25 protein-coding genes and 1 pseudogene are annotated in these 24,728 nt (G+C 72.3%); 7 read left to right on the forward strand and 19 right to left on the reverse strand.

The window, feature by feature from the left end:
- The first annotated feature begins 64 nt into the window (after positions 1-64).
- Together ABD327_RS25390 and ABD327_RS25395 are read left to right on the forward strand one after the other, a co-directional pair.
- Positions 65-2,122 (forward strand): protein kinase domain-containing protein, encoded by a 2,058-nt coding sequence (locus ABD327_RS25390; protein ID WP_344453422.1) that lies wholly within the window; start codon positions 65-67, stop codon positions 2,120-2,122.
- Between the two features lie 31 nt (positions 2,123-2,153).
- On the forward strand, positions 2,154-2,999 hold the full coding sequence (locus ABD327_RS25395; RefSeq protein WP_344453424.1) for a deoxyribonuclease IV: 846 nt from the start codon (positions 2,154-2,156) through the stop codon (positions 2,997-2,999).
- Between the two features lie 397 nt (positions 3,000-3,396).
- On the opposite strand, the gene ABD327_RS25400 is transcribed toward ABD327_RS25395, so the two are convergent.
- Both ABD327_RS25400 and ABD327_RS25405 read right to left on the reverse strand, forming a co-directional pair.
- Positions 3,397-4,149 (reverse strand): LytR/AlgR family response regulator transcription factor, encoded by a 753-nt coding sequence (locus ABD327_RS25400; protein WP_344453426.1) that lies wholly within the window; start codon positions 4,147-4,149, stop codon positions 3,397-3,399.
- Between the two features lie 97 nt (positions 4,150-4,246).
- A complete protein-coding gene (locus ABD327_RS25405; protein WP_344453428.1) occupies positions 4,247-4,831 on the reverse strand; it encodes a sulfite oxidase-like oxidoreductase in 585 nt (194 codons plus the stop codon).
- A 236-nt stretch (positions 4,832-5,067) separates the two neighbouring features.
- Between ABD327_RS25405 and aroF the strand changes: the two genes are divergently transcribed.
- Together aroF and ABD327_RS25415 are read left to right on the forward strand one after the other, a co-directional pair.
- Positions 5,068-6,120 (forward strand): 3-deoxy-7-phosphoheptulonate synthase, encoded by a 1,053-nt coding sequence (aroF, locus tag ABD327_RS25410; RefSeq protein WP_344453430.1) that lies wholly within the window; start codon positions 5,068-5,070, stop codon positions 6,118-6,120.
- Between the two features lie 186 nt (positions 6,121-6,306).
- Entirely contained in the window at positions 6,307-7,263 is a 957-nt protein-coding gene (locus ABD327_RS25415; RefSeq protein ID WP_344453432.1) for a DUF5954 family protein, read from the forward strand.
- 72 nt (positions 7,264-7,335) lie between these two features.
- On the opposite strand, the gene thiI is transcribed toward ABD327_RS25415, so the two are convergent.
- The 9 genes and pseudogenes from thiI to ABD327_RS25455 form a co-directional block, all read right to left on the reverse strand.
- A complete protein-coding gene (thiI, locus tag ABD327_RS25420) occupies positions 7,336-8,547 on the reverse strand; it encodes a tRNA uracil 4-sulfurtransferase ThiI (RefSeq protein ID WP_344453434.1) in 1,212 nt (403 codons plus the stop codon).
- A 121-nt stretch (positions 8,548-8,668) separates the two neighbouring features.
- Positions 8,669-9,694: a 6-phosphofructokinase gene (locus ABD327_RS25425; protein ID WP_344453561.1), complete on the reverse strand. Its 1,026-nt coding sequence runs from the start codon at positions 9,692-9,694 to the stop codon at positions 8,669-8,671.
- Positions 9,695-9,925: 231 nt separating this feature from the next.
- Positions 9,926-10,189, reverse strand: a pseudogene (locus ABD327_RS37575) (SCO6045 C-terminal-like domain-containing protein); the annotation flags it as partial.
- On the reverse strand, positions 10,186-11,004 hold the full coding sequence (locus tag ABD327_RS25430; RefSeq protein WP_344453436.1) for an MbnB/TglH/ChrH family RiPP precursor modification enzyme: 819 nt from the start codon (positions 11,002-11,004) through the stop codon (positions 10,186-10,188). The gene ABD327_RS25430 and the pseudogene ABD327_RS37575, both read right to left, overlap by 4 nt.
- Positions 11,001-11,900 (reverse strand): TIGR04222 domain-containing membrane protein, encoded by a 900-nt coding sequence (locus ABD327_RS25435; protein WP_344453439.1) that lies wholly within the window; start codon positions 11,898-11,900, stop codon positions 11,001-11,003. Before ABD327_RS25435 ends, ABD327_RS25430 begins: the two co-directional genes overlap by 4 nt.
- Positions 11,901-11,985: 85 nt before the next feature.
- The gene (locus tag ABD327_RS25440) at positions 11,986-12,615 is read right to left on the reverse strand and encodes a response regulator (protein ID WP_344453440.1); all 630 of its coding nucleotides are present in this window, start codon (positions 12,613-12,615) and stop codon (positions 11,986-11,988) included.
- Between the two features lie 88 nt (positions 12,616-12,703).
- Positions 12,704-13,138 (reverse strand): hypothetical protein, encoded by a 435-nt coding sequence (locus tag ABD327_RS25445; RefSeq protein ID WP_344453442.1) that lies wholly within the window; start codon positions 13,136-13,138, stop codon positions 12,704-12,706.
- A gap of 93 nt (positions 13,139-13,231) precedes the next feature.
- Positions 13,232-14,350, reverse strand: coding sequence for a MacS family sensor histidine kinase (macS, locus tag ABD327_RS25450; protein ID WP_344453444.1), 1,119 nt, complete (start codon positions 14,348-14,350; stop codon positions 13,232-13,234).
- Positions 14,347-15,066: a lysophospholipid acyltransferase family protein gene (locus ABD327_RS25455; RefSeq protein WP_344453447.1), complete on the reverse strand. Its 720-nt coding sequence runs from the start codon at positions 15,064-15,066 to the stop codon at positions 14,347-14,349. The genes macS and ABD327_RS25455 overlap by 4 nt, the downstream gene beginning before the upstream one ends.
- A 172-nt stretch (positions 15,067-15,238) precedes the next feature.
- Here ABD327_RS25455 and ABD327_RS25460 point away from each other — a divergent pair, with 172 nt between their 5' ends.
- Complete coding sequence (locus tag ABD327_RS25460; RefSeq protein WP_344453449.1) at positions 15,239-15,937, forward strand: hypothetical protein; 699 nt, start codon at positions 15,239-15,241, stop codon at positions 15,935-15,937.
- Positions 15,938-15,970: 33 nt separating this feature from the next.
- On the opposite strand, the gene ABD327_RS25465 is transcribed toward ABD327_RS25460, so the two are convergent.
- The 6 genes from ABD327_RS25465 to ABD327_RS25490 all read right to left on the reverse strand — a co-directional run bounded on the left by ABD327_RS25465 (position 15,971) and on the right by ABD327_RS25490 (position 19,925).
- The gene (locus ABD327_RS25465; RefSeq protein ID WP_344453451.1) at positions 15,971-16,387 is read right to left on the reverse strand and encodes a hypothetical protein; all 417 of its coding nucleotides are present in this window, start codon (positions 16,385-16,387) and stop codon (positions 15,971-15,973) included.
- 147 nt (positions 16,388-16,534) lie between these two features.
- Positions 16,535-17,212: an endonuclease/exonuclease/phosphatase family protein gene (locus ABD327_RS25470; protein ID WP_344453563.1), complete on the reverse strand. Its 678-nt coding sequence runs from the start codon at positions 17,210-17,212 to the stop codon at positions 16,535-16,537.
- A gap of 16 nt (positions 17,213-17,228) precedes the next feature.
- Positions 17,229-18,173 carry an ROK family glucokinase gene (locus ABD327_RS25475; RefSeq protein WP_344453453.1) on the reverse strand — a complete coding sequence of 315 codons (945 nt, stop codon included), beginning with the start codon at positions 18,171-18,173 and terminating at the stop codon, positions 17,229-17,231.
- A 48-nt stretch (positions 18,174-18,221) separates the two neighbouring features.
- A complete protein-coding gene (locus tag ABD327_RS25480) occupies positions 18,222-18,599 on the reverse strand; it encodes a DUF5304 family protein (protein ID WP_344453455.1) in 378 nt (125 codons plus the stop codon).
- Positions 18,600-18,680: 81 nt separating this feature from the next.
- The gene (locus tag ABD327_RS25485; protein ID WP_344453457.1) at positions 18,681-19,118 is read right to left on the reverse strand and encodes an SRPBCC family protein; all 438 of its coding nucleotides are present in this window, start codon (positions 19,116-19,118) and stop codon (positions 18,681-18,683) included.
- Positions 19,119-19,151: 33 nt separating this feature from the next.
- Positions 19,152-19,925, reverse strand: coding sequence for a metallophosphoesterase family protein (locus ABD327_RS25490; RefSeq protein ID WP_344453459.1), 774 nt, complete (start codon positions 19,923-19,925; stop codon positions 19,152-19,154).
- Positions 19,926-20,129: 204 nt separating this feature from the next.
- On the opposite strand from ABD327_RS25490, the gene ABD327_RS25495 reads away from it, so the two are divergent.
- A complete protein-coding gene (locus ABD327_RS25495; protein WP_344453462.1) occupies positions 20,130-21,905 on the forward strand; it encodes an AMP-dependent synthetase/ligase in 1,776 nt (591 codons plus the stop codon).
- A 142-nt stretch (positions 21,906-22,047) separates the two neighbouring features.
- Positions 22,048-22,209, forward strand: a complete 162-nt coding sequence (locus ABD327_RS25500; RefSeq protein ID WP_344453464.1) for a hypothetical protein — start codon at positions 22,048-22,050, stop codon at positions 22,207-22,209.
- Between the two features lie 70 nt (positions 22,210-22,279).
- Here the strand turns inward: ABD327_RS25500 and ABD327_RS25505 are convergent, their stop codons facing one another.
- Both ABD327_RS25505 and ABD327_RS25510 read right to left on the reverse strand, forming a co-directional pair.
- Complete coding sequence (locus tag ABD327_RS25505; protein WP_344453466.1) at positions 22,280-23,410, reverse strand: glycosyltransferase family 4 protein; 1,131 nt, start codon at positions 23,408-23,410, stop codon at positions 22,280-22,282.
- 82 nt (positions 23,411-23,492) lie between these two features.
- Complete coding sequence (locus ABD327_RS25510) at positions 23,493-24,713, reverse strand: hypothetical protein (RefSeq protein WP_344453468.1); 1,221 nt, start codon at positions 24,711-24,713, stop codon at positions 23,493-23,495.
- Positions 24,714-24,728 lie beyond the last annotated feature (15 nt).

Consider the following 24,728-nt stretch of genomic DNA (forward strand, 5'->3'; position numbering starts at 1 on the left):
AACGGCCGCAAGGTAGTCCCGCAGAGCGATGGGGAGTAGTCCGTTTCGCCCTTAGACTGCCCGGGTGGACGCGACAGCCGTAGACCCTCTCGTCGGGCAGGTACTCGACGAGCGCTACCGCGTGGAGTCGAAGGTCGCCCGCGGCGGCATGGCCACCGTCTACGTGGGCCGGGACCTCAGACTGAACCGCACCATCGCCCTCAAGGTGATGCATCCCCACCTGGCGCAGGACGAGCAGTTCGTCCGCCGGTTCATGGGCGAGGCCAAGTCCGCGGCCGCCCTCTCCCACCCGAACGTGGTGGCGGTCTACGACCAGGGCACCGACGGCGCGCACACGTACCTCACCATGGAGTACCTGCCCGGCCGCACCCTGCGCGACCTGCTGGACGAGCGCGGCCGGCTGCCCGTCGGCGACGCCCTGGACATCATGGCCCCGATCCTGGCGGCCCTGGGCGCCGCGCACCGGGGCGGCCTGATCCACCGCGACATCAAGCCCGAGAACGTGCTGCTGAGCAACGACGGCCAGGTCAAGGTCGCCGACTTCGGCCTGGCCCGCGCCGAGACCGACAGCAAGCAGACCAAGACCGGAATGATCATCGGCACGGTCGCCTACATGGCGCCCGAGCAGGTGATCACCGGCCAGTCCGACACCCGCACCGACGTGTACTCGGCGGGCATCCTGCTGTTCGAGCTGCTCACCGGGCGCCAGCCGCACGTCGGCGACACCCCGCTCGCGGTGGCCTGGCGGCACGTCAACGAGCAGATCCCGCTGCCCTCCCAGCTGGTGCCCGGCATCCCCCCGCGCATCGACGCGCTGGTGATCTCGGCGACGAGCAAGGACCCGGCGGGCCGCCCGGCCGACGCCGACCACTTCTACGCGCTGCTGACGAACCCCTCCGTGGAGATCCCGTCCGCCCCGGCGGCCGCGGCCCCGCCCGAGAACGCCACCTCCGTGCTCTCCGTGCCGGGAATGGCGGGATCTGGCGGCTCCCTGCCCGGCGGTTCGCTTCCCGGCGGTTCGCTGCCTCAGGGCATGCCGCCCGGCGGCCCCCCGGGCAACCACACCACCGTCATGCCGGGCAACCACACGGCCGTGATGCCCGGCGGCCACACGACCGTGATGCCGCTCGGCATGACGCCCGACGGCCCGCCGCAGGAACAGGTCATGCTGTTCGACCGGATCCTGCACTTCCTCACCGGGAAGTTCGTGCTGGTGACCCTGGGCGTCATCGCGTCCATGGTGATCGGCTGGGCGACCTGGTACCAGGTCTCCGGCAAGTACGACCACGTGCCGAAGATCATCGGGATCAGCCAGGCCGACGCCGTGGCCAAACTGCGGGCCGACGGCATCGCCTACACGATCTCCGACACCCGGGAGTACTCCGAGACCGCCCGTAAAGGCACCGTCGCCAAGGTCGACCCCGGGGTGGGCAGCAAGGTCCAGCCCGGCGAGCCGGTCACGCTGTCACTCTCCAAGGGCCTCACCCCCCGCAAGATCCCGGACGTGACTGGGCAGAGTGCCGAGCAGGCCCGCGAGACGCTCAAGGAGTTCGTGTCGCTGACCGAGGAGAAGAAGCCGGGGGCGGCCGCCGAGGGCACGGCCCTGGGCACCAACCCCAAGGCCGGCACCCAGCTGGCCCGGGACGAGTCGCTCGTCCTGCTCATCAGCAGCGGCCTGGCGATGCCCGACCTGTCCGGCAAGAACAAGGACGACGCCTACGCCCAGCTCGAGAATCTCAAGGGCCAGTTGAACGGCAACCTGCCCGTCAACGAGGAGGCGGTGAAGGACCCCGCCAAGGAGGACAACGTCGTCGTGTGGCAGAACCCCCCGGCGGGCACCCTGCTCAAGCCGGGCGACGCCGTCACCCTGGGCGTCAACAAGAAGGACGACTGCTTCCTCTCGGCCATCAACCCGTTCTGCGACAAGGGCCCCGACGAGCACGGCAACGTCAAGGTGCCCCTGGTCTTCGGCCGCACCATCGACGACGCCGTCAAGCACCTGCAGGAGCACGGCCTCCAGGCCAACGTGCAGCACAAACTGAACACCGGCCGGATCGTCGACCAGGACCCCGACAACGGCCAGCGCGTCCCCCAGGGCTCCACCGTCACCATCTGGGACTGATGTCGGCACGGGCCACTACCCTTGCCCCATCATGAGCACGCAGCCAAGCCCCATCGGGGCACACGTACCGGTGGCCGGAGGGCTCGGCACCGGAGGACTGAAGTACGCGGCGGAGATCGGGGCCGAGGCCCTCCAGGTCTTCGTCAGCAACCCCCGCGGCTGGGCGCAGAGCGCCAGCAAGCCCGAGGAGGACGCCCTGCTGCGGGAGTCGGAGCTGCCCGTCTACGTGCACGCCTCCTACCTGGTGAACTTCGGCTCGCCCAACCCCGAGACCCTGGAGAAGTCCATCTCCTCGGTCGAGCACGCGATGGAGCGGGCCGCCGCGATCGGCGCGCTGGGCGTGGTGGTGCACACCGGCTCGGCGGTCACCCAGCCGGTGGAGGCGGCGATGGCCCAGATCCACGAGCGGCTGCTGCCGCTGCTGGAGTCGCTGCCCGAGGACGCGCCCGGCCTGCTGCTGGAGCCGATGGCGGGGCAGGGCGCGATGCTGTGCGCCACCGTCGACCAGCTCGGCCCCTACTTCGAGGCGCTGGAGCACCACCCGCTGCTCGGGGTCTGCCTGGACACCTGCCACGCCTTCGCCGCGGGCCACGACCTGACCGCGGAGAAGGGCGTGGCCGACACCCTGGACGCGCTGGTCGAGACCGTCGGCGAGGACAGGCTGAAGCTGATCCACGCCAACGACTCCAAGGACGTGTGCGGCTCCCGCAAGGACCGGCACGAGAACATCGGCAAGGGCCACATAGGCGAGCGGCCGTTCGCCGAGCTGCTGGGGCATCCCGCGGTGGCCGGGGTGCCGTTCATCATCGAGACGCCGGGCCGCTCCGCCGAGCCGCACAAGGCCGACATCGACGTGCTGAAGCTGCTGCGGGGCTGAGAGAGGGCCCCCGCGGCCGGGCTCGTCGCCCGGTCCCGCGAGGGCCCCGAAAAACGCTCAGGCGCCGAGACGGACAACCCCCCGACTGTCCGCTCGACGCCTGAGCCATCACCACCGGATCCCACCCCCCCGGTACGGGATCCGGCAGCTGTGACCCTCCCGTCCCGAGAGCTAAAGCCCCGGGCCTTTGGAGGACCTCCAGAATCGTCTTGCTGAAGAGAACAATAGGCACCGGAAGGCTCCGTGAGCAGATCCCGGCAACCCCCTCGCGACCAACGGTCTGTAGTCAGCGATGTACGTAGAGTAGCCGCTGGATGAACGGTCGATTCCGCAAGACGAACGGCTCAGGCAGGGTGGTGAGCCGTCCCACCGGCCCCGGGGTTCACGCCCGTCCGGCTCAGCGGGGAGCCGACTTGAAACCGCGCACCAGCAGATCCCGCACCTGACGGGTGTGCCGGCGGCTCACCGGAAGCACCGAGCCCCCCACCCGGACCGAGGCGCGGCCCGAGTCGAACCGCAGTTCCTCGATGTGCGCGGACGCCACGAGCGTGCTGCGGTGGATCCGGATGAACCCCGCCCCCTCCCAGCGCCGGGCCAGGGCCGTCAGCGGGATGCGGACCAGGTACCCCGTCCCGTCGCCGACCGTGTGCAGGCGGACGTAGTCGCCCTGCGCCTCCACGTGCGTGACCGCCGAGCGGCTGACCATGCGGGTCCTGCCGCCGAGCTCCACCGGGATCACCTCGTCCGGCGCGGGGGCCGCCTCGGCAACGCGCCGCACCGCCCGCTCCACCCGCCGGACGGCCTCGGCCAGCCGCTCGGGCCGCACCGGCTTCAGCAGGTAGTCCACGGCGCCGAGGTCGAAGGCCGTGACGGCGCCGTCCTCGTACGCGGTCACGAAGACCACGACGGGCGGCGCGGCGAACCCCGACAGCAGGCGGGTGAAGTCGAGCCCGTCCAGGCCGGGCATGCGCACGTCCAGGAAGACCGCGTCCAGCCGGTCGTCGCCGGAGACCATGCGGCTCAGCCCGCTCAGCGCCTCCGTCGGATCGGCGGCCCTGGCCACCCGTTCGACCCGGGGGTCGGCGCGCAGCAGGCGGACCAGTTCGTCGAGGGCGGGCGGTTCGTCGTCGACTGCGAGGACACGAAGCATGAGAGGACCTTCCCGCTCTCACGCTGCGCGTGCAATCGCTTTCACCAGGTGACTATGTTTTGATCACCCGGGAGGCCGCTCCCGGCGCGCCGCGCCCTCATTCCTCCTGGTAGGAGTACCGCTGCTCGAGCCAGGGGTCGGCGGTGTTGTGGTAGCCGCGCTCCTCCCAGAAGCCGCGGCGGTCGTCGACGAGGTACTCGATGCCCCGGGCCCACTTCACGCTCTTCCAGCCGTACAGGTGCGAGACGACCGCCCGGACGGGGAAGCCGTGGTCGGCGGTGAGCGGCTCGCCGTTGTGGTGGGTGGCGAAGACCGTCCCGCCCTCGGCCAGGTCCTCCAGCCGGATGTTGGCGCTGTAGCCGTACTCGGCCCAGAGCATGACGTGGGTGACGTCCGGGTGGGGGGGCGCCAGCTCCAGCAGGGTGCTCCCGGTCACGCCCTCCCAGAGGTTGTCGGGGATCGTGAACTTGGTGACGCAGTGGAAATCGGCGACGACCCGGGTGCTGGGGAGCTTCTGGAACCCGTCCCAGTCCCAGCGGGCCTCCACTCCGTCGGCGGTGGGTCCGAAGACCCTGAAGTCCCATTTCTCCGGACGGAATCTCGGAACCGGCCCGTAGTGCAGCACCGGAAATCCCCGGGGCACGTACTGCCCCGGCGGCAAGGGTTTCTCTGGAGGGGTCATGTTCCCGCCCATCCTGCCATCCTTCGGACCCGGCCAGGATTCCAGCCCCCGATGTACGAAGTCCGCACGAGCATGCCCTACTCTGTTTCTCGTGCGTAGCGTCGTTTACTTCTTTTGGTATGGCGAGCCCGGCAGGGTGATCGTCGGCCGCACGCTGCGCTGACCTACTTCACCAGAGCCCCGGGCATCGATGCCCGGGGCTTTTTCGCGTTCCCACGCACTCTGAGGAGAGACACATGGTCGTCGTCATGGCCCCCGAGGCCACCCGGTCCGATGTGGACAACGTCGTCTCGCTCGTCGAGTCGGCGGGCGGCGAGGCGTTCGTCAGCCGCGGCGTCAACCGCACCATCGTCGGCCTGATCGGCGACGCCGGGCACTTCGAGACCCTCAACCTGGGCGGCCAGCGCGGCGTCGCGGAAGTGGTCCGCATCAGTGCCCCCTACAAGCTGGTCAGCCGCGAGAACCACGCCGAGCGCTCGGTCGTGCGCGTCGGCGGCGTCCCGATCGGCCCCGGCACCATGACGCTGATCGCCGGCCCCTGCGCCGTGGAGACCCACGAGCAGACCCTGGAGGCCGCCCTCATGGCGCGGTCCGCCGGTGCCTCCCTGCTGCGCGGCGGCGCCTTCAAGCCCCGCACCTCCCCTTACGCCTTCCAGGGCCTCGGCGAGGCCGGACTGCGGATCCTCGCGGACGTCAGGGCCGAGACCGGCCTCCCGATCGTCACCGAGGTCGTCGACGCCCGCGACGTGGAGCTGGTCGCCGAGTACGCCGACATGCTGCAGATCGGCACCCGCAACACCCAGAACTTCGCGCTGCTCCAGGCCGTCGGCGAGGCGGGCAGGCCCGTCATGATCAAGCGCGGCATGAGCGGGACCATCGAGGAGTGGCTGATGTCCGCCGAGTACGTCGCCCAGCGCGGCAACCTCGACATCGTCCTGTGCGAGCGCGGCATCCGCACCTTCGAGAAGGCGACCCGCAACACCTTGGACATCTCCGCGGTCCCGGTCGCCCAGCGTCTGTCGCACCTGCCGGTGATCGTGGACCCGTCCCACTCCGGCGGCCACCGCGACCTGGTGCTCCCGCTGACCCGCGCGGCCGTCGCGATCGGCGCCGACGGCGTCATCATCGACGTGCACCCCAGCCCCGAGACCGCCCTGTGCGACGGACCCCAGGCCCTGGTCCGGGAGGACCTCGCCGAGCTCGCGGAGCTCGTCCGCGTCCTGCCGCCGGTCGTGGGCCGCGAGCTCACCGCCGCGCCGGCCGTCCCCGCCGACACCGTTCCCGTGTGAGGACCGTTCCGGTGTGAGGAACACCGTCCGGGCACGCGAAACCGATCGCGCGCCCGGACGCCTCCGGTATGAAGATCCTTATTCCGGGTTGAGGATTTTCCCCCGCCCCGGTCCGGGAAGCGGGATCCTGTGCGCAATCCCGTAAGAAGCTGCGAAAATACGGTAAGGGCAGGGAGCATGTCAGGCATGCCCCATGAGGACGAGGCCCTGGAACAAGGCCTGCGGGAGCTGACCTCCGCCGATCCGGTGCAGGCGCTCGTCGAGCAGGACGCCCGGCGGGCCCGGCGCGACTACCCGCTGACCGTCCTGGCCGGTCCCATGTTCGGGTTCGCCGAGCAGGTCGGCGAGGACTGGCGGGTGGTCAGCCTGGGCGAGGCCACCCCGCAGTGCTCCCGCGACGACCTCGCGGGCCACCTGCGGATGGAGGCCAGGACCGCCGCCGACCCCGCCCCCTACCTCGCCGCGGCCCGCGTCCTGGACTGGGAGCGCCACGACGAGTTCGCCGTGGCGGGCCGCAGGTTCCGGATCATCCGGGTCGAGCAGGTGCTGCGGATGAACCTCGGCGAGCCCGAAACGCCGCGGCCCACCGACCCCGACCCGCGCACTCCCCCGCCGCACCGGCCCGAGGTGCTCCGCCTCCCCGCCGCCGGGGCGCAGAGCGAGCCCGCCGAGCTCGCCGTGCGGTTCGCCGAGGCCATCGAGTACCCGGGCGTCCTGAACGAGCAGACCAGGGCCGACGCCCGGCGGGCGACGGTCTCCCACCCCGTCCCCGTCGCCATGGCCCCCGCGTTCTCCGTCGCCGAGTACCTGAACGACGGGTGGCGCTCGGCGACCGCCGCCTGTCCCACCCCGCAGCGCGCCCGCGAGTGCCTCGCGGAGTACCTCCAGCAGGTGGCGCCCGCGGTGGAGCGCGTCGACGACGCCACCAGGACCGCCTACGAGGAGGCCGCCCGGCGGCTGATCGCCGCCAGGCTCGACACACTGGACGTGCGGGGGCGCCGCTTCCGCATCATCCGGCTGGAGAAGGTGGCGCGGTTCGGCGAGGACGGCCCCGAGCCGCCCCGGCCCTCGGACTTCGACCCGGACCCGCCCGTCGAGGTGCTGGCCCTCCAGCTGCGCGCCGAGGGGTTCATCGACGACTGAGGCCGCCCGGAGCCCGGGCGGCCCGTGCCGGAGCGGCTCAGGCCCGACCGGCCGGAGCCGGCCCGTGCCGGATCAGTCCGAGCCGTAGACCGGCCGGTGCTCCTGCACCGAGTCGGCGAGCTGCTCGGCCAGCTCCTCGGCGTCCAGCCGCTTCTCGATCTGCCGCAGGTCGGCGATGCGCGCCGCGGTCTCGGGCCGGCGGGGGGCCAGCATGGAGCAGCAGTCCTCGTCGGGCAGCTCGGAGATGGCCAGGGTGGAGATCCGGCGCGCCTGGTCCATGATCTCGGACTTGTCCAGGCCGACCAGCGGGCGCAGGATCGGCAGGTCCACGGCGTCGTCCAGCGCGGTCATGTTGATCAGGGTCTGGCTGGCCACCTGGCCGAGGGAGTCGCCGGTGATGAGCGCGCCGCCGCGGCGGCGCTCGGCGACGATCTCGGCGGTCTTGAGCATCAGCCGCCGCTGGGCGACGATCGCCAGCCGGTCCTCGCCGGCCGACTTGATCTGCTGCTGCGCCTTGCCGAACGGCACGACGAACAGCCGGGAGTCGCCCTGGAACTTGTCGAGCTCGCGCACCAGCGCGTAGGCCTTGTAGATCGACTCCGGGCCGGTGAAGGGCATGCCGGAGAAGTGCAGGTAGTCCACCCGCAGGCCGCGCCGCATCATCCGGTAGGCGGCGACCGGCGAGTCGATGCCGCCGGACATCAGCACCAGGCCGCGGCCGCTGGAGCCCACCGGCAGGCCGCCCTGCCCGTGCGCGCCCTCGGTGTAGACGAACACCTCGTCGCGGTCGACCTCGATGGAGACGGTGATGTCGGGGTTCTTCAGGTTCACCGGGAGCCCGAACTTGACGTTGATCGCCGAGCCGACCGAGATGCCGATCTCGGAGGAGGTGATGGGGAAGCGCTTGTCGCGGCGGCGCGGGCGCACCGCGAAGCTGCCGCCGCGGGCCGTCGCCGGGTGCTGGGCCACCGCCTCCAGCGCCGCCTCGGTCATCGACTCCACGTCCTTGGGCACCCGCTGGGCGCGGTGCACGATGACGATGCCCATGACGTCCTCGAGCCGCCGGGCGAGCTTCTCGACGTCCTCGGCCAGGCCGCTGCCCGCGCGGATGATGACCACTCCGGAGCGCTGCCACAGGTCGACGCCGATCCCGGTGGAGGCGAGCGCCTTGCGGATGTTGCTCTGCAGCCGCTGCTCGAACTGGTGGCGGTTCTTGCCCTTCAGGACGATCTCGCCGAGCTTGAGCAGCACGCACGGCTCACCGGCGGCGGGCGCCAGGGGCATGATCAAACCTCCGTCAGACGTTGCGGGGAACGTTCTCAGTGTCGCCCATCGGGGGCAGCACTTCGACCCGTTAAACCATGATCCCTTGGTGATCCTCCGCTCGCCGCCCCCGCGGGGCCCGTCAGCCGAAGAAGACCCCGGCCTCCGCGTACCGCTCCGGCGGGACGGTCTTGAGCGTGCCGACGGCCTCGGCGAGGCCCACCCGCACGATGCCGGTGCCGCGCAGCGCCACCATCGCGCCGTACTCCCCCGCGTGGACGGCGTCGACCGCGTGCAGCCCGAACCGGGTGGCCAGCACCCGGTCGAACGCGCTGGGCGGCCCGCCGCGCTGGAGGTGGCCCAGGACGACGGAGCGCGCCTCCCGGCCGGTGCGCCGCTCGAGCTCCCCGGCCAGCCGCTCCCCGACGCCGCCGAGCCGCACGTGCCCGAAGGCGTCGCGTTCGCCCGTCTGCAGTTCCAGCGAGCCCTCGACCGGGCGGGCACCCTCGGAGACGACCAGGACCGGCGCGTGCCCGGCCTGGAACCGCGCCTCGACGTGCGCGGTGACCTCGTCAAGGTCGAACGGCCTCTCCGGCACCAGGACGGCGGCCGCGCCCGAGGCCATGCCGGAGTGCAGCGCGATCCACCCGGCGTGCCTCCCCATCACCTCGCAGATCAGCGTCCGGTGGTGGCTCTCCGCCGTGGTCCGCAACCGGTCGGCGGCCTCGACGGCGATGCCGACGGCGGTGTCGAACCCGAAGGTGTAGTCGGTGCCGCTGAGGTCGTTGTCGATGGTCTTGGGCACGCCGACCACCGGCACCCCCGCCTCGTGCAGGGCCAGGGCCACGCCCAGGGTGTCCTCCCCGCCGACGGCGATCAGGGCGTCCACCTCCAGCGCCGCGAGGTTCTCCCGGATGCGGTCGATCCCGCCGCCGGTCTTCAGCGGGTTGGTGCGCGAGGAGCCGAGGATCGTCCCGCCGAGCGGCAGGATGCCGTCGACGGCCTCCAGATCCAGTGGCGCGGCGTCGCGTTCGAGGGGGCCGCGCCAGCCGTCGCGGAATCCCGTGAACACGTCGCCGAACCCCTTCACGCCCCGGTGCACCATCCCCCGGATCGCGGCGTTGAGCCCCGGGCAGTCGCCTCCGCCGGTGAGCACTCCGATTCGCATGAAGCCCCCTTCGTCCAGCACGCGCCGTGAGTCCCGCGGCTCTCCTCCCGACCCTAACCGGCGTCTACGGAGAGTGACCACCCGCCCGGCGAACGCCATGACCAGGCCTCCGGGGGCCCTGCGCACCGCCGGGCCGCGACGCCTGCGGGGCTCGTCCTCGTCCCGCCACAGCGCCTCGCAGACGGCCAGCGCGGTCGCGGCCTCCGGGTCCAGCAGCCGGCGGTGCGCGCGGGCGAACTCCCGGCCGTCCCGCGACGGGCCCGCCGACGGCCTGCCTTCGGCCCACGCGAGGAACTCCCTGCGGTAGGGCAGCAGGGACGGCCAGACCCGCCCGACCTCTCCGAACCGCTTGTCCCTCAGCGCGCGGGCCGCGGCGCCGACCCGCGCCGCGTCGAAGCCCGCGGGCAGCGGCGCTCCGGCCACCAGCGCGCGGACCAGCGCCTCCTGGCGTGCGGCGAGGTCGCCGAAGGAGGGGCCCGCCGGCTCGGGGCTCATGTGATCCGCGCCATCGCGGCCGCGTCGGCGACGGCGTCGAGTTCCGCCCTCAGCTCGGCGGCGGGCGGATACCTCCCGTCGCGCTCCAGCAGGTGCCCCAGCCTCCCCTCGGCCGGGCCGAGCCGCTTCTCCGTCTCGGCGACCAGCGCGAGCACCTCCTCGGGCAGCGCGTGGGTGTGGGTGTCGTGGTAGTACCCGTCGTGTTCGCCGCCGCCCGCCACATGGCAGTAGGCGACGCGGTCGAGCGGGAGGGACTCCAGCGCCTCGATCGGGTCACGGGCCCGGTTGCGCGCGTTGGCGTACACGTTGGCCACGTCCAGCAGGAGCAGCGCGCCGGTCCGGTCGAGGAGCTCGGTGAGGAAGTCGCCTTCGGTGTACTCGTCGTCGGGCCAGTCGAAGAGCGCCGCGATCGGCTCGACCGCCAGCGGCACGTCCAGCTCCGCCCGGGTGAGGCGGATGTTGCGGGCCAGCGCGTCCAGCGCGTCGCGGGTGCGCGGCACCGGCAGCAGGTGCCCCGCCTCCAGGCCGCCCGCGCGCACGAACGCGACGTGCTCGCTGACCAGCGGGGCGTCCAGCAGTTCGGCGCAGTGCGCCAGGTGGGAGACCCTCTCGGGCGCGACGGGTTCGGCTCCGCCGAGCGACAGCCGCACCCCGTGCGGGACGACCGGCACCCCCCGGTCCCGCAGCGCCAGCAGCGCGGGGTCGGGCCGGTGCAGGGACTCGGCGATCACCTCGGTGAAGGCCAGGCCCGGCAGCTCCGCCACGAACCGCGCGAGCGGAGGACGCCAGCCGATGCCGACGCCGGGGGCGGTCACCCGCCGCATCCGCCGCCGCCGCACCCGCCGCCGCCTCCGCCTCCGTCCGAGGAGCCGCCGTCGGAGGAGCCGCCGTCGGAGTAGGAGGAGCCCGAGGAGGCCGTCGACTGCGCGAAATGGCGCTGGACCTCGGCGGCCGAGGCGAACTCCGGGTCCATGACCACCAGCGCCTGGGCTCCGAACACCGCGACGCTCAGCGCCGCGGCCTGGGGCCCGTAAGCCGGCCAGTTCGGGGAGGAGGAGGGGCGCAGCGCCTCGTTGCGCCTCCGGACGTCCCGCAGCGCCCGCGTCGCCGCCCCGGTCCGCTCCGGGGCGCTCAGCAGCAGCCATCCGGCGACCGGGACGACGCAGATGACGAGGAAGATCAGGAAGCCGACCGGCTTGTCGTTCTGCAGCCCCGCACCGATCCTGAGCACGCCCAGCACCAGCAGGAGCAGCAGCGGAAGGGCGGCCAGCCTGGTCCGCGCCCTGGCTCCGGGCCCGTTCAGCAGGCCCTCGGCCGCCAGGGTGTCGCGCAGGTGGTCCAGATGCGGCCGGACGAAGGTGTGGGTCGCCAGGTCCTTGGAGCGGGTCTTGGCGGCGATCGCCTGGAGCACCGCGTGGTCCAGCGGAGCGGCCGCGGGGCCCGGGGCTCCGGTCACCCGCAGCTTCCCGCCGTACCGGGCGCTGATCGCCCCGGTCAGCCGAAGGGCGGCCAGGCTCGCGGCCACGACGCGGGCGCGACCGCCGTCGAGGTAGGCCAGTTCGTGGGGATGGAGTTCGCGGACGGGCGCGCGGCCCGCCGACGACAGGCGGCGCAGCCCGATCGCCAGCAGCGAGAGGGCCACCGCCGCCGAGACGAACAGCACGAGGAAACTCGGTCCGCTGATGCCCCAGGTGGGTGCCGGATCCGTCATGGCTCTCTCCTTCGTCCCCGATCAGCGCGGGGCTCTCAGCGAGATAGATGCCGGAGGTGACGCCCTGGTTCCCTAACCGCCGCTATTAATCATCAAGTCCCTTTTCAATGGCGTACCGCACCAATTCCACGCGGTTGTGCAGCTGCAGCTTGCCGAGGGTGTTCTGGACGTGGTTCTGCACCGTCCGGTGGGAGAGCACCAGCCGTTCGGCGATCTGCTTGTAGGTCAGCCCCTTGGCGACCAGCCGCAGGATCTCGGTCTCCCGCTCGGTCAGGCGCGGCGCGTCCGGCTCGGGCACGGGGGCCGCCGCCAGCCTGCGGTACTCGCCCAGCACCAGACCCGCCAGGCCCGGCGTGAAGACCGCGTCGCCCCTGGAGGTGCGCTCCACCGCGTCCAGGAAGTCCTCGCGGGCCGCGGACTTCAGCAGGTAGCCGGTGGCGCCCGCCTTGACCGCCTCCAGGACGTCCGCCTGCTCGCCGCTGGCCGACAGCACCAGCACCCGCACCGACGGGTCGGCCGCCAGCAGGGACCGGGTGACCTGCACCCCGCTGATGTCGGGCAGCTGCAGGTCGACGACCGCGACCTGCGGCCGGGCCGCCGCGGCGATCCGCACCGCCTTGCGGCCCTCGCCCGCGGTGGCCACCACCTCGTACCCGGCCTCGGCCAGGTCGCGGGCCACGGCCTCGCGCCACATGGGGTGATCGTCGACCACCATCACCCGGATCCCTGCCATCGTTCTCCCTCACCGGCCGCCGTCGGCCCGTCCGCGCGGGACCCGTCGTCCCGTCCGGACCATCATGCTCTCAGGGCGTCGGAGCGGGAGAGAGCGTCGTGGGCGTCAGGGTCGGGAGCGGCGGGACGGGCTGCGGGGCGGTGCCGTCACCGGGGCCGCGGGGACCCTCCCAGCGGCCGGGGCCCTCCTGGTGGAACCGGCGGGGGAACATTCGCTCCCGGTCCCCCCGCCTCTCCTCGTCGAACCGCATGACGCGGTGGTGGCCGCGGTGGTCGTCGTCGTCATCGCCGACGTCGGCGACGACGGCCACCACCCCGCCGCCGACCAGGCCGCCGAGCAGGCCGGAGGCGAGCACCGCCAGCGGCACCGCGCCCACCAGCACGCGGAGGCGCCCGGGCCGTGAAGGCGGAGGCGGGACCGGGGCCGCGGGCGGAGCCGCCGGGGGCGGCGTCTCGGACGCGACCGGCTTATCGGAGTTATCGGGGTTATCGGGGCTCTCGGACACGGGCGCTCCTGAACTGCTTCGGGGGGAGCCGGGAGAAGGACGCCTTCACCCCGCACTGGCCCAGATCATGTCGCCACCGGGCTAAGACCGGTGTTAGCCCGGCCGGGGGACGACCAGTTCCAGTTCCGTGCCCGCGCCGGGCGTGGAGAAGATCTCGACGGTGCCGCCCAGATCACGGACCCGGCCCCTCACCGACTGGGAGAACCCCAGCCTCCCGTCCCGCTCCGCCGCCTCCAGCCGCCCCTCGGGGATGCCGGGACCGTCGTCGCGGACGCTGACCGTCACCCGCTCCCCGTCGTCCTCCAGCAGCACCCAGGCCCGCGTTTCCGGGCCGCAGTGCCGGGAGACGTTGTCGAGCGCGGCGCCCACCGCCGCCGCCAGCTCCGCCGCGGCCCTGCCGGGCAGGCGCACCGGGGTCGCCGGAGCGGAGATCTGCACCGAGGACGAGGCGTACCGGTCCAGCAGCGGGCGCAGGTCGTGCTCCCCCGCCGGTTCGGGCTCGCCCGCCGGACGGGAGATCAGCGACCGCAGCGCCACCTCCTGCTCCCCGGCCAGCCGGCCCAGCTCGGCGGCCTCGCCGCCCAGCTCGTTCCCCCGCCGCCGCACCAGCGCCAGCACCTGGAGCACCGAGTCGTGCAGGTCGCGGGCGAGCCGCTCACGCTCCCTGGTGGCGGCCTCCAGCTCCACCGCGCGGGCCAGGCGCTCCTGGCTGTAGAGGGCCAGCCGCCCCAGGTATCCGATCACCACCCCGGCCATCAGCAGCAGCACCAGCCCGTTGACCGTGGTCTGCTGGAACTCCCCGCCGTACAGCCAGCGCAGCAGCGTGTCGGGGACCCCGACGAGCACCGCCGCCGCGACGCCCCAGCGGATGCCGCCGCGCAGCGCCCACACCATGACGGGCGTCGCCACCCAGCTGGCCGTCAGGTTCGGGCTGCCCTCGGCCAGGTGCTCCTGGCTCTCCACCAGCCCGGTGGCCAGCAGGCACGACACGGAGACGACCAGGTCCAGCCCGGCCAGGGCGGGGCCCGGCCTGCGGCGGGCGTACGAGCGGACGGTGAAGGCCGTCCACAGCGCCATGACGGCCAGGACCGCCCAGCCGCCCGCGGGGCGCAGGTACGACTGGTGGTTGGAGACGATCAGGACCGACGCGTACACGCAGGCGACGATCCTGAAGGCCGCCAGGGCACGCCAGAGCGCCGCCTCGACGTTCACTCCTCGTCGTCGTCCTTCCGCACCGCCGCCTTGCCCGCCAGCTCGGCCCGCACGTCGGCCGCGTAGCGGTCGACGTACTCCTGCCCGGACAGCTCCCCGATGGCCGCCATGATCCTGTCGGTGATCAGGCGGAGCACCTCGCGGTCGTCCTCCCGGCCGTAGTACTCCGAGAAGTCCAGCGGCTCGCCGAACCGCACGCCGGGCCGGCCCGGCAGGCCGAAGATCCGGGGCATGGAGCCCGCGGGCATCAGCTCGAAGGTGTGCATCATCGCCATCGGGACCACCGGCACCCGGCCCTGCAGGGCCAGCCGGGCCACCCCGGTCTTGCCCTTGAACAGCCGGTTGTCGGGCACCCTGGTGCCCTCGGGGTAGATGCCCAGCAGCCTGCCCTCGCGCAGCACCCGCAGGCCGGTGGCCAGGGCCTCCTCGCTGGCCTTGCCGCCGGTCCTGTCGATCGGGATCACTCCGACGCCGCTGAAGAACATCCGGCTGAACCAGCCCTTGATCCCCTTGCCGGTGAAGTAGTCGCGCTTGCCGAGGAACACGATCCTGCGGCGCAGCGGCCACGGGCCGAAGAAGTGGTCGGCGAACGAGAGGTGGTTGCTGGCCAGGATGGCCGGCCCCTCGTCCGGCACGTTCTCCATGCCCCTGTTCTCCGGCCGCCAGATGATCACAAGGAGCGGTCCCACGATCGCCTTGACCACCCACCAGAACATCAGACCGCCTCTTCTCCGTAACCCTGTGGCTCTGTTCCGACGATGAAAGTGGGAGACATCTTCGCACGGGATCGGTCAGACGGAACGATCGCGCCCCCTTGCCCCCCGTGGGACGATTCGCACCGTAGGCTCAACGCATGATGGTCGCCGGAGTCCTGAGGGGTTGAAGGAAGTGAACCGCCGCGAGAACGGGCTGTCAGCGGATGCCTACACGCCCCTGATCGACCTGGTCCCCGAACTCGCAGACCAGTTGCTCACCGTGTTGCGCGAGGCCGGAATCGCCGCCTACGCGCTGCCCGGCGGCGGCGAGGACCCCGACGTCCTGGACCACGTGCACGTGGACGCCGCGCAGAAGGGCGAGGCCGAGCGGCTGCTGCACTCCAGCGTGCTGCGGGACCGGGTGGCGCCGCCCCCCGAACGCGACGAGGACGCGATCTTCGCGGAGATCGTGGCCGGGTTCGGCGAGACGCCCACCGACGTCTCCTGGCCGGACGAGGAGAACCTGGGCCCGGCCGCCTCCGAGGACGACCGGCAGGACAGCACGGGCCGGCTGCCGACCGCGCGGGTCGTCTACTACTCCGAGGGGGTGGACAAGGAGGAGGACGACGAGTTCCCCGAACCGGACGAGGAGGGGCACTACGAGCCGCCGCCGCCACCGCCGCTGCCGACCGGCGACCCCGCCAGCAGGCTCGCCTGGCTGTGCCTGGTCGGCGGGCCGCTCTACATCCTGGCCACGGTGATCTTCCGCTGGCAGGCCCCGGGCTGGGCCGCGTTCCTGGCCGTCGCCGCCTTCATCGGCGGCTTCGTGACCCTGGTGCTGCGCATGGGCGACGAGCCCAGGGACGGCGACGACGACGGCGCCGTCATCTGAGCCGGCGGACGGGCTCCACCGCCGGGCGCCAGGTCAGCGGGCGACCTTGAGATAGGCCTTCTCGACGGTCACCGTCGTGGTTCCGAAGTTCTCCACCTCGGCCCGGTAGCGCTTCTTCTCGTCCATCCACATCAGGCCCGACAGGGTGTACTCCGCCGTGGTGCCGTTGCCGACCTTGTCCTCGCCCAGCGCGTCCTTGACGCGGGTGTCCTTGTCGCGCTCGTACTCGGTGACGGTGAGCTTGAGCTTCTCCCCGTCGGCCTGGCCGGCGGCGACGAGGTTCAGGGTCACCAGGTGGTAGGCCGACTCCTTGGGCAGCCAGTCGGCGTAGGCCCCGTCCCTGTGGACCTTCTCCGGGTCGTTCCACTCCTTGTCGAACACCAGCGCCTGCCGTTTGCCCGCAGCCACCGTGACGGCCTTGCCGCGGCCCAGATTGATCAGGATCTTCAAGGGTCTGCCCTCTCCGCCTTTACCTAAGTTTTGGACTTTAGCGGCATCTGCCCAACGAAACGGCGGAACACACACCCTTTCCCCGGGGACCCTTGGTGAGAACTCCTTCACCGACAGCCACCCGGGGTTCGCCCTCCGGGTAAGGCTTCAGGGAAGTTCGATCCTGGCCAGCACCGGACAGTGGTCCGTGGCCTGCGGAAAGTCACCGGAGGCGTCCTCGGGCACTCCGCAGCCCAGCACCCGCAGCCCGCGGTCGGCGAAAACGGCGTCGATCCTGCGGCGGGGCGCACGCGACGGAAAGGTCGGCGCCCCTCCCTCGGGGGCGACCGCGTGCGCGTCCTGGAGGACGCCGGCCAGCAGCCGCCACGTCGGCCCTTCCGGGCCCTCGTTGAAGTCCCCGGCCAGCACGACCGGGTCGGGGCAGGCCTCCAGCAGTCGGAGGATCTCCATCCCGTGCCGCAGCCGCGCGCCGGGCGCCAGGTCCAGATGGGTGGAGGCGACCGCCAGGGGCCGCCCGTCCACCCGGATCCGGGCGAGGGCCAGCGCCCTGCGGTGCAGCGGCGGCGTCCACGACAGCAGGCGGTAGTCGGACTCCAGCAGCCGCGTCCTCGGGCCGCCCAGCACCGCGAGCCCCGCCTGCCTGCGGCTCGCCAGCACCGTCATCCCGCACGCCGCCGCCAGCGCGTCACGGCGGACGCGCCAGCGGCCGAAGCGGGGCACCTCCTGCAGGCACAGCACGTCCGGCGCGCAGGCCCGCACCACCCGGGCCACCGCCTCCGGATCGTCCCGCAGCGACCTGAGGTTGTAGCCGAGGATCCTGATCAGCGCGGTGCCCGCCGCCTCACTGCCGGGCCAGGTCCGCCGCGCCGACGATGCCGGCGTCCGGGCCGAGCTCGGCGACGCGCACGTCGGCGAGCCTGCGGTACCCGTGGCCGGTGAGCGCGTCGGCGAACGCCTTCCTGATCGGCTCCAGCAGCAGGTCGGCGACCGCCGACAGGCCGCCGCCGATGATGAACGCGCCCGGGTCCAGGGTGGCGGCCAGATCGGCCATGCCCTGGCCGGCCCATTCGGCGACCGACTGGAAGCACTCCAGCGCGGCCGGGTCGCCCTCCCGCGCGGCCTGGGACACCGCGAGGCCGGTGACCAGCTCGGGCGAACCGCCGCTGAGCTCGATCATGCGGGCCGCCCGGAGGGGGGCCACCCTGGCCAGGTCGCGGGCCTCGTGCGCGAGCGCGTTGCCCGAGGCGTACTGCTCCCAGCAGCCCCGGTTGCCGCAGCCGCAGCGCCGCCCGTCCGGGACGACCCTCATGTGCCCGAACTCCGCGCCCACCCCGTAGCGGCCCCGGTAGAGCCGGCCGTCGACGATGATGCCCCCGCCGATCCCGGTGCCCAGGGTGATGCACACCAGGTACGGCTCGCCGCGCCCCGCGCCGAACCGCGCCTCGCCCCAGGCCATGGCGTTCGCGTCGTTCTCCACCACCACGGGCAGGCCCACCCGCTGCTCGACCTTGTCCTTGATCGGTTCGTCCCGCCAGGCGAGGTTGGGGGCGAACAGCACCACCGAGCGGCTCTCGTCGACGAAGCCCGCCGCGCCGAGGCCGACCGCGACCACGTCCCCGTGGTCGGTCTTGAGCCGGTCGACCATCCCCGCGATGACCTTCGCGGTCTCCTCGGCGTCCGAGGAGGGGGTGGGCCTGAGAAGCTTCTCCAGGATCCGCCCCCGCTCGTCGACCACGCCGGCGGCGACCTTGGTACCCCCCACATCCACACCGATGGTCAGCGACATTGCCGAGCCTCCTGTTCCAGCCGGGCGGTCTCGCACCCGGGTCGTACGTCAGCCGATGTCCAGCGGGTCTTCCCCGCCGGTCCCGGAGCCCCCTCCTCGGGGCTCGGAATCCGCCCGTCCCGTTCCGTCCCGCCCTTCGGGGCGTGCCTCGCGGGAGCGTTCGTACCCGGCGAGGACGTCCTGGAAGGCGGCGAACAGGGACTGGCCCGCGTCGACCACGTGGCCCAGGACGTCGGGACCGGACGCCTTGGCGGCCTCCATCGTCCGGCAGACCGGGCACCCGTGCGGGCAGACGCCGGAGGGCCGGTCCTCGCGGACCGCCTCGCTCCACACGTCCCCCCGGCCGCGGTCGTCGGACATCCGCCGGCGGACCGCATCGAAGAGCTTCAGCGCCTCATCGAGTACATGGCCAGGCTGATCGGTCATTCGTTTCCACTCACCTCATGGTCGGCCGGTAACCGTATCGTGCTCGCATGGTTACCGGCAGGTATCGGGCTGGTCCGCCGGTCACTTCTCAACCTGGCGTTTCAGCCCCTTCAAAGCGGCGTCAATGATTATCTTCTCCGCCTTGCGCTTGAACATGCCGATCATGGGGATCTTGACGTCCACGGCCAGCTCGTAGACGACCTCGGTGCCGCCTCCGGTGCGCCCGGCCAGCGCGTAGCTGCCGTTCATCCCGGTCACCACCGCGCCCGCCTCGGCCAGGTCCCAGCGCAGCTCGTCGTCGCCCGACCACTGGCAGCGCACGGTGTAGGTGTCGCTGATCGGCCCGGACGACAACGTCATCCGCACCCGCTCGGGGCGCCCGTCAGGGTACCTGCTCAGCACCTCGGCGGACTTGATCCCGTCCGCCCAGTCGGGATACGACGGGTAGTCGGCGATGACCTCCATGATCGCCTCCTTGCCCGCCTGGATGGTGATGCTGGAACTGGTCCGGTCGGCCATCGCGCCCCCTTCGTGTGGTCCTGCAGCCGGCCATCAGTCTTCCAGGCGCAGGACGTAGGGCGTGCCCGTGGCGCGGAAGTGCCCCACGTTCACGCATTCGGTGCGGCCGATGCGCCTGCGGCGGGCCAGCGGCTGGTGGACGTGCCCGAACAGCACGTAGCGCGGCTGGGTCTTCTCGATCGCCCGCAGGAGCGCCTCGCTCCCGCGCTCGAACCGCCGCGCGACGGTGTCGTAGAGCAGCTCGGGCACCGCCGGGGGGATGTGGCAGCACAGGACGTCCACCTCCCCGACGGCCTCGACCTTGGCGGCGTACTCGGCGTCGTCGATCTCGTACGGGGTGCGGTACTTCGTGCGCAGCCCGCCTCCGACGAAGCCGAAGCGCAGCCCGCCGATCTCGGCGGTCTGGCCGTCCAGGACGGTGTGCCCCTCGCGCGCGTACTCGGGCCAGAGCGCGGGCACGTCGACGTTGCCGTAGGTCAGGTAGGAGGGAACGGGCATCACGGCGAACAGCTCGGCGTACTGGCGGCGGACGGCGGCCTCGATGTGCGGCCAGGCCTCGCCGTCCAGGGTGGACCACATCTCCCGGGAGAAGCGCCTGGACTCCTCGTATTCCCGGCCCGCCCTCAGCCGCACGTAGTGGTCGGCGGCCTCCCGGCCGAACAGCTCGGCGAACAGCCCCTGCGCGTGGTCCTCGTAGTCGATGAAGAGGATCAGGTCGCCCAGGCAGATCAGCGCGTCAGCGCCGTCCCCGGCCCGGGCGAGCGCGTCCGTCCTTCCGTGGACGTCACTCACCACATGGATCCGCATGGTTCCAACATAACCGCGGGCTCCGACGGGGAACCGGTTCTCTCCCGGCCGCCGTCGCGGGGAAGGCGCCTTCCGTCTCTTACGGAGATATCTTGGAAGGAGTCCGCCCGCCGGGAAGGGACCGCTCTACCCCTACCCACCAGTAGCAAAATCGCGGTACCGTCGATCCGCCCCACGCCCCGTTTCATGTGAAGGACCAAGTCAGTGCGCGAGTTCACCGTCCCCTCCCTGGTGGAAGTGCCCGACTCCGTGACGACGACCGACACGGTCTTCGAACGCGCCGCGCGCAACCCGGGTCAGATCGCCTTCCGCCGGCCGTCCGCGTCCGGCTGGGAGCCCGTCTCCATCGGCGCCTTCAGGGACGAGGTGGTACGGGTGGCCAAGGGCCTGATCGCTCTGGGCGTCCAACCCGGCGACCGCCTGGGCCTGCTGTCGCGCACCCGCTACGAGTGGACGGTCGTCGACTACGCGATCTGGGCCGCCGGCGCGGTGACGGTCCCCGTCTACGAGACCTCCTCGGTGGAGCAGATCTCCTGGATCCTGTCCGACTCCGGCGCCGCCGGGATCGTCACCGAGACCGCGGCGCACGCCGCCTCCGCGCGCGAGGCCGGAGCCGAGCGGGTCTGGGTGATCGACGAGGGCGGGCTGGCCGAGCTGGCCGCCGCGGGCGAGCAGGTCACCGACGAGCAGTTCGAGGAGCGCCGCACGTCCCGGCGCGGCGGCGACCTCGCCACGCTGATCTACACCTCCGGCACCACCGGGCGGCCCAAGGGCTGCGAGCTCACCCACGCCAACTTCACCGAGCTGTGCCGCAACGGCAAGGTCGGTGAGCTGGACGAGGTCCTGGGCGCCTCCGGCGGCTCCACCCTGCTGTTCCTGCCGCTGGCCCACGTCTTCGCCCGGCTGATCCAGGTGCTGGTGATCGAGGCCGGCGTGGTGCTGGGCCACAGCCCCGACATCAAGAACCTGCTGGACGACCTCGGCTCGTTCAAGCCGACCTTCCTGCTGGCCGTCCCCCGCGTCTTCGAGAAGGTCTACAACGGCGCCGAGCAGAAGGCGGCCGCCGGGGGCAAGGGCAAGATCTTCGCCAAGGCCGCGGACACCGCGATCGCCTACAGCAAGGCCCTGGACACCGGCGGCCCCGCCCTGGGGCTGAAGGTCAAGCACGCGGTCTTCGACAAGCTCGTCTACGGCAAGCTGCGCGAGGCGGTGGGCGGCAACGTCACCCACGCGGTCTCCGGCGGCGCCGCCCTGGGCGACCGGCTCGGCCACTTCTTCCGCGGGGTGGGCATCACCATCCTGGAGGGCTACGGCCTGACCGAGACCACCGCCCCCGCCACGGTCAACACCCCGCGCCACTTGAAGATCGGCACGGTCGGGCGGCCGCTGCCCGGCACCTCGGTGCGCATCGGCGACGACGGCGAGATCCTCATCAAGGGCGTCGGCGTGCTGCGCGGCTACTGGAACAACGAGGCGGCCTCCAAGGAGGCGCTGGAGGACGGCTGGTTCCGCACCGGCGACCTCGGCTCCCTGGACGACGACGGCTTCCTGTCCATCACCGGCCGCAAGAAGGAGATCCTGGTCACCGCGGGCGGCAAGAACGTCGCGCCGGCGCCGCTGGAGGACCGGGTCAGGGCCCACCCCCTGGTCAGCCAGTGCCTGGTGGTCGGCGACGGGCGCAAGTTCATCGCGGCGCTGGTCACCCTCGACGTCGAGGCTGCCGGACCGTGGCAGGAGGTCAACGGGCTGGCGGACGTGCCGTTCGAGGAGCTGCGCACGCACCCCAGGATCAAGGAGGAGATCGCCAAGGCGGTCGCCGACGCCAACCTGTCGGTCTCGCGGGCGGAGCAGATCCGGGAGTTCCGCATCCTGCCCGGCGACTTCACCGTGGAGAACGACTACCTCACCCCGTCGCTGAAGGTGAAGCGCCACCTGGTGGTGCGGGACTTCTCGGCGGAGATCGAGGCGATCTACGGCTGAGCGCCGTGCCGCGGCCCTACCCACGATCTACCTTTTGACGGTTACGTACTGGTTCACCGCCGGTAAGACTGAGGTCACCGGAACCCCGGTTCCGCGAAGGACCCGGTCGCGATGATCCCGAAAAGAGGAGGTCGACAGCGCAATGGCCCGGCTATCACGTAACAAGATCGAAGAGGGCGCCCAGCTCGAGAAGCGCCGTTCGGCGAAGAACAAGATCAAGCGCCAGCCGCAGCCGGCGGTCAAGACCGGACGGCACGAGGCGGCCAAGAAGGCACTCCCCCTGCGCCGCGGCCAGGGTCGCTGACCCGGAACGAACGATCCGGCAGAGGGCGCCGGAGACGGAGCGAACGCTCCTTCTCCGGCGCCCTCTCCTTTCACTCCTCCGGACTCAGGAGCCCGTCCAGCCTGGCGGCCTGCCGCTCCCAGGTCCACTCCCGCTCCACCCAGGAACGCCCCCTCGCACCCAGCCTGTCGGCCAGGTCCCGGTCGGCCAGCAGCTCGGCGACCCGGACGGCCACCGCCTCCACCGACCTGCCGGACACCACGACGCCGGTCTCCCCGTCCAGGACCGCGTCGGGGGCCCCGCCCGAGTCCCCCGCCACCACCGGCAGCCCGGTGGCCGAGGCCTCCAGGTAGACGATCCCCAGCCCCTCGACGTCCAAGCCGCGCCGCCGCGTCCGGCAGGGCATCGCGAACACGTCGCCCGCGTCGTAGTGCGCGGGCAGCTCCTCCCACGGCACCGAACCGGTGAGCACCACCGAGGACCGGACGCCCATCGCGTCCACCAGGCCCTCCAGCTCCTTGCGGTAGGGGCCGCCTCCGACCAGCAGCAGCGCGGCGCCGGGCACTTCCCGGAGCACCCGCGGCCAGGCCCGGATCAGGGTGTCCTGGCCCTTGCGCGGCACCAGCCGGGAGACGCACACCGCCACGGGACGCCCCTCCAGCCCGTGCCTGCGCCGGATCTCCGCGCCGCCCGCCCCCGCGCGGAAGAGCGTCTCGTCGACGCCCGGCGCCAGCCTCGCCATCCGCTTCGCCGCCTCGTCCGACAGCGCCTCCGCCATCCGGGACCGGGTGTACTCACCCAGGTAGGTGAGCACGTCGAGGCCGTCGCCTATGCGCCGCAGCAGCCTGCGGGCCACCGGCAGCCGGGCCCAGCCGGCCTCGTGCCCGTGGGTGATGCCCACGGCGCGCTCCACGCCGCGTCCGCGCAGCGCGGGCGCCAGCAGCCCGAGCGGCGCCGACGCTCCGAAGAGCACCGAATCGCACTGGTGGGAGTCGATGATCTGCCCGGCGCGGCGCAGCACGGACGGCTCCGGCAGCATCAGCGAGGTGGGGTGCCGCACCACCTCGAAGGGCTGCTCCGCGTCGAAGGCCGCGGCACCCTTCCAGGCCGGCGCGTACACCACCACGGAGCCGTGCGGACGGCGCAGCGCGAGGTTGTGCACGAACTGCTGGATCCCTCCGGCCCTCGGCGGGAAGTCATTGGTCAGGATCAGGGTCTTCATACGCTTCGCGGCGTGGCGGCTCCTGACCCGGCGGGGAGGAACGCCGCTTCCTTTCTTCCGTCCATCATGGATTGTGCCGGGATCATCCCAGTTGCGTGCGCAGATACTCCCGCCAGGTACCGGTCAGGTCCGAGACGCCCAGCACCTCGCGCAGGGCCTCCCGCTCCGTTCCGGTCCCGGCCTCACGGTAGAGCCTCAGCAGCCGGTCGCCGCCGTACCTCTCCGCGATCATCCGGCAGGCCAGCCACGCCTCCTGGTACGCCTGGCTCAGCCGGGGGGATCCGGTCGCGAAGTCCTCTCGGGACGGCAGCCCCGAAGGCAGCCTCCCCTTCCTGACCTCGGCCGCGAGCTCGCGGGCCGCCGAGGCCGGCGGGGTCCCGGCGTCCAGGTAGGCGACGTGGTCCGCGAAGCCCTCCACCAGCCACAGGGGGGTGCGGGCGTCCCCGGCGCTCTCCATCGCCACGTGGGTCAGCTCGTGGGTGAGCACGACCCGGCGGCCCAGCGGGCTGAGCTTCGGCCAGCTCTCCGGGGAGATGAGGATCCGGGCCTGCCCCGGGCTCCCGTCGGCGTTACGGGTGACGGTGGCGACCGCGACGATGCCGTCGAGCGACTGTCCGCCCGCCAGTTCCTCGGCGCGGTCGGCGTCGCCGGGAAGGAGTGCCACGGCGCGGCGGGCCCAGCCGTCGCCGACCACGGCGGAGACCGCGGGCACGGATCGGTCGAGCTGGGCGGCGACCTGCTTCAGCGGGCCGGTGCCCACGACCAGCCCGGACCTGCCCTTGACGGCCTCGGCGTCCGGGTCCGCCCAGATCTCCGGGGCGTCCCGCCGGTCTCCGCCGTCACCCGTGACCAGCGTGCGCCCGTCCGCCCGGCCCACCTCCAGATAGGTGGTGTGCACCACGTCCGAGGTGTCGAAGCCGCGGTAGCGGTAGGCCAGCCGCAGCGTGGCCAGCGAACCCTCTATCTTCTCGACGCTCTCCCGCCAGCCGTCGAAGGGCAGCCGGGCCAACGCGGTGAACAGTTCCTCCTGCCGGGCCCGGAAACCGGGTTCGTCCGGGTGGACCGTGGCCAGGAAGCGTGCGGCGTCGCGCTCCAGCACGGCGCGGGAACGGGCTTCGAGCAGGGCTTCCACCTCCGCGCGAGCGGCGGTGGCCGAAGCGGGCGCCGGGCCGTCCGGAGGACCCGACCGGCAGCCCGCGAGCCCGAGCAGCCCGGCCAGCAGGAACCCTCTGCGCCCGCAGACCGCGCGTCCTGAGGGAGGGTGCCCGGGAGATGCGAAGAGCCCCGGTACGTCGGCTTCCATGGGGTGCGATCCTAT

This window comes from Actinocorallia aurantiaca, from assembly GCF_039533685.1.
GTDB lineage: Bacteria > Actinomycetota > Actinomycetes > Streptosporangiales > Streptosporangiaceae > Actinocorallia > Actinocorallia aurantiaca.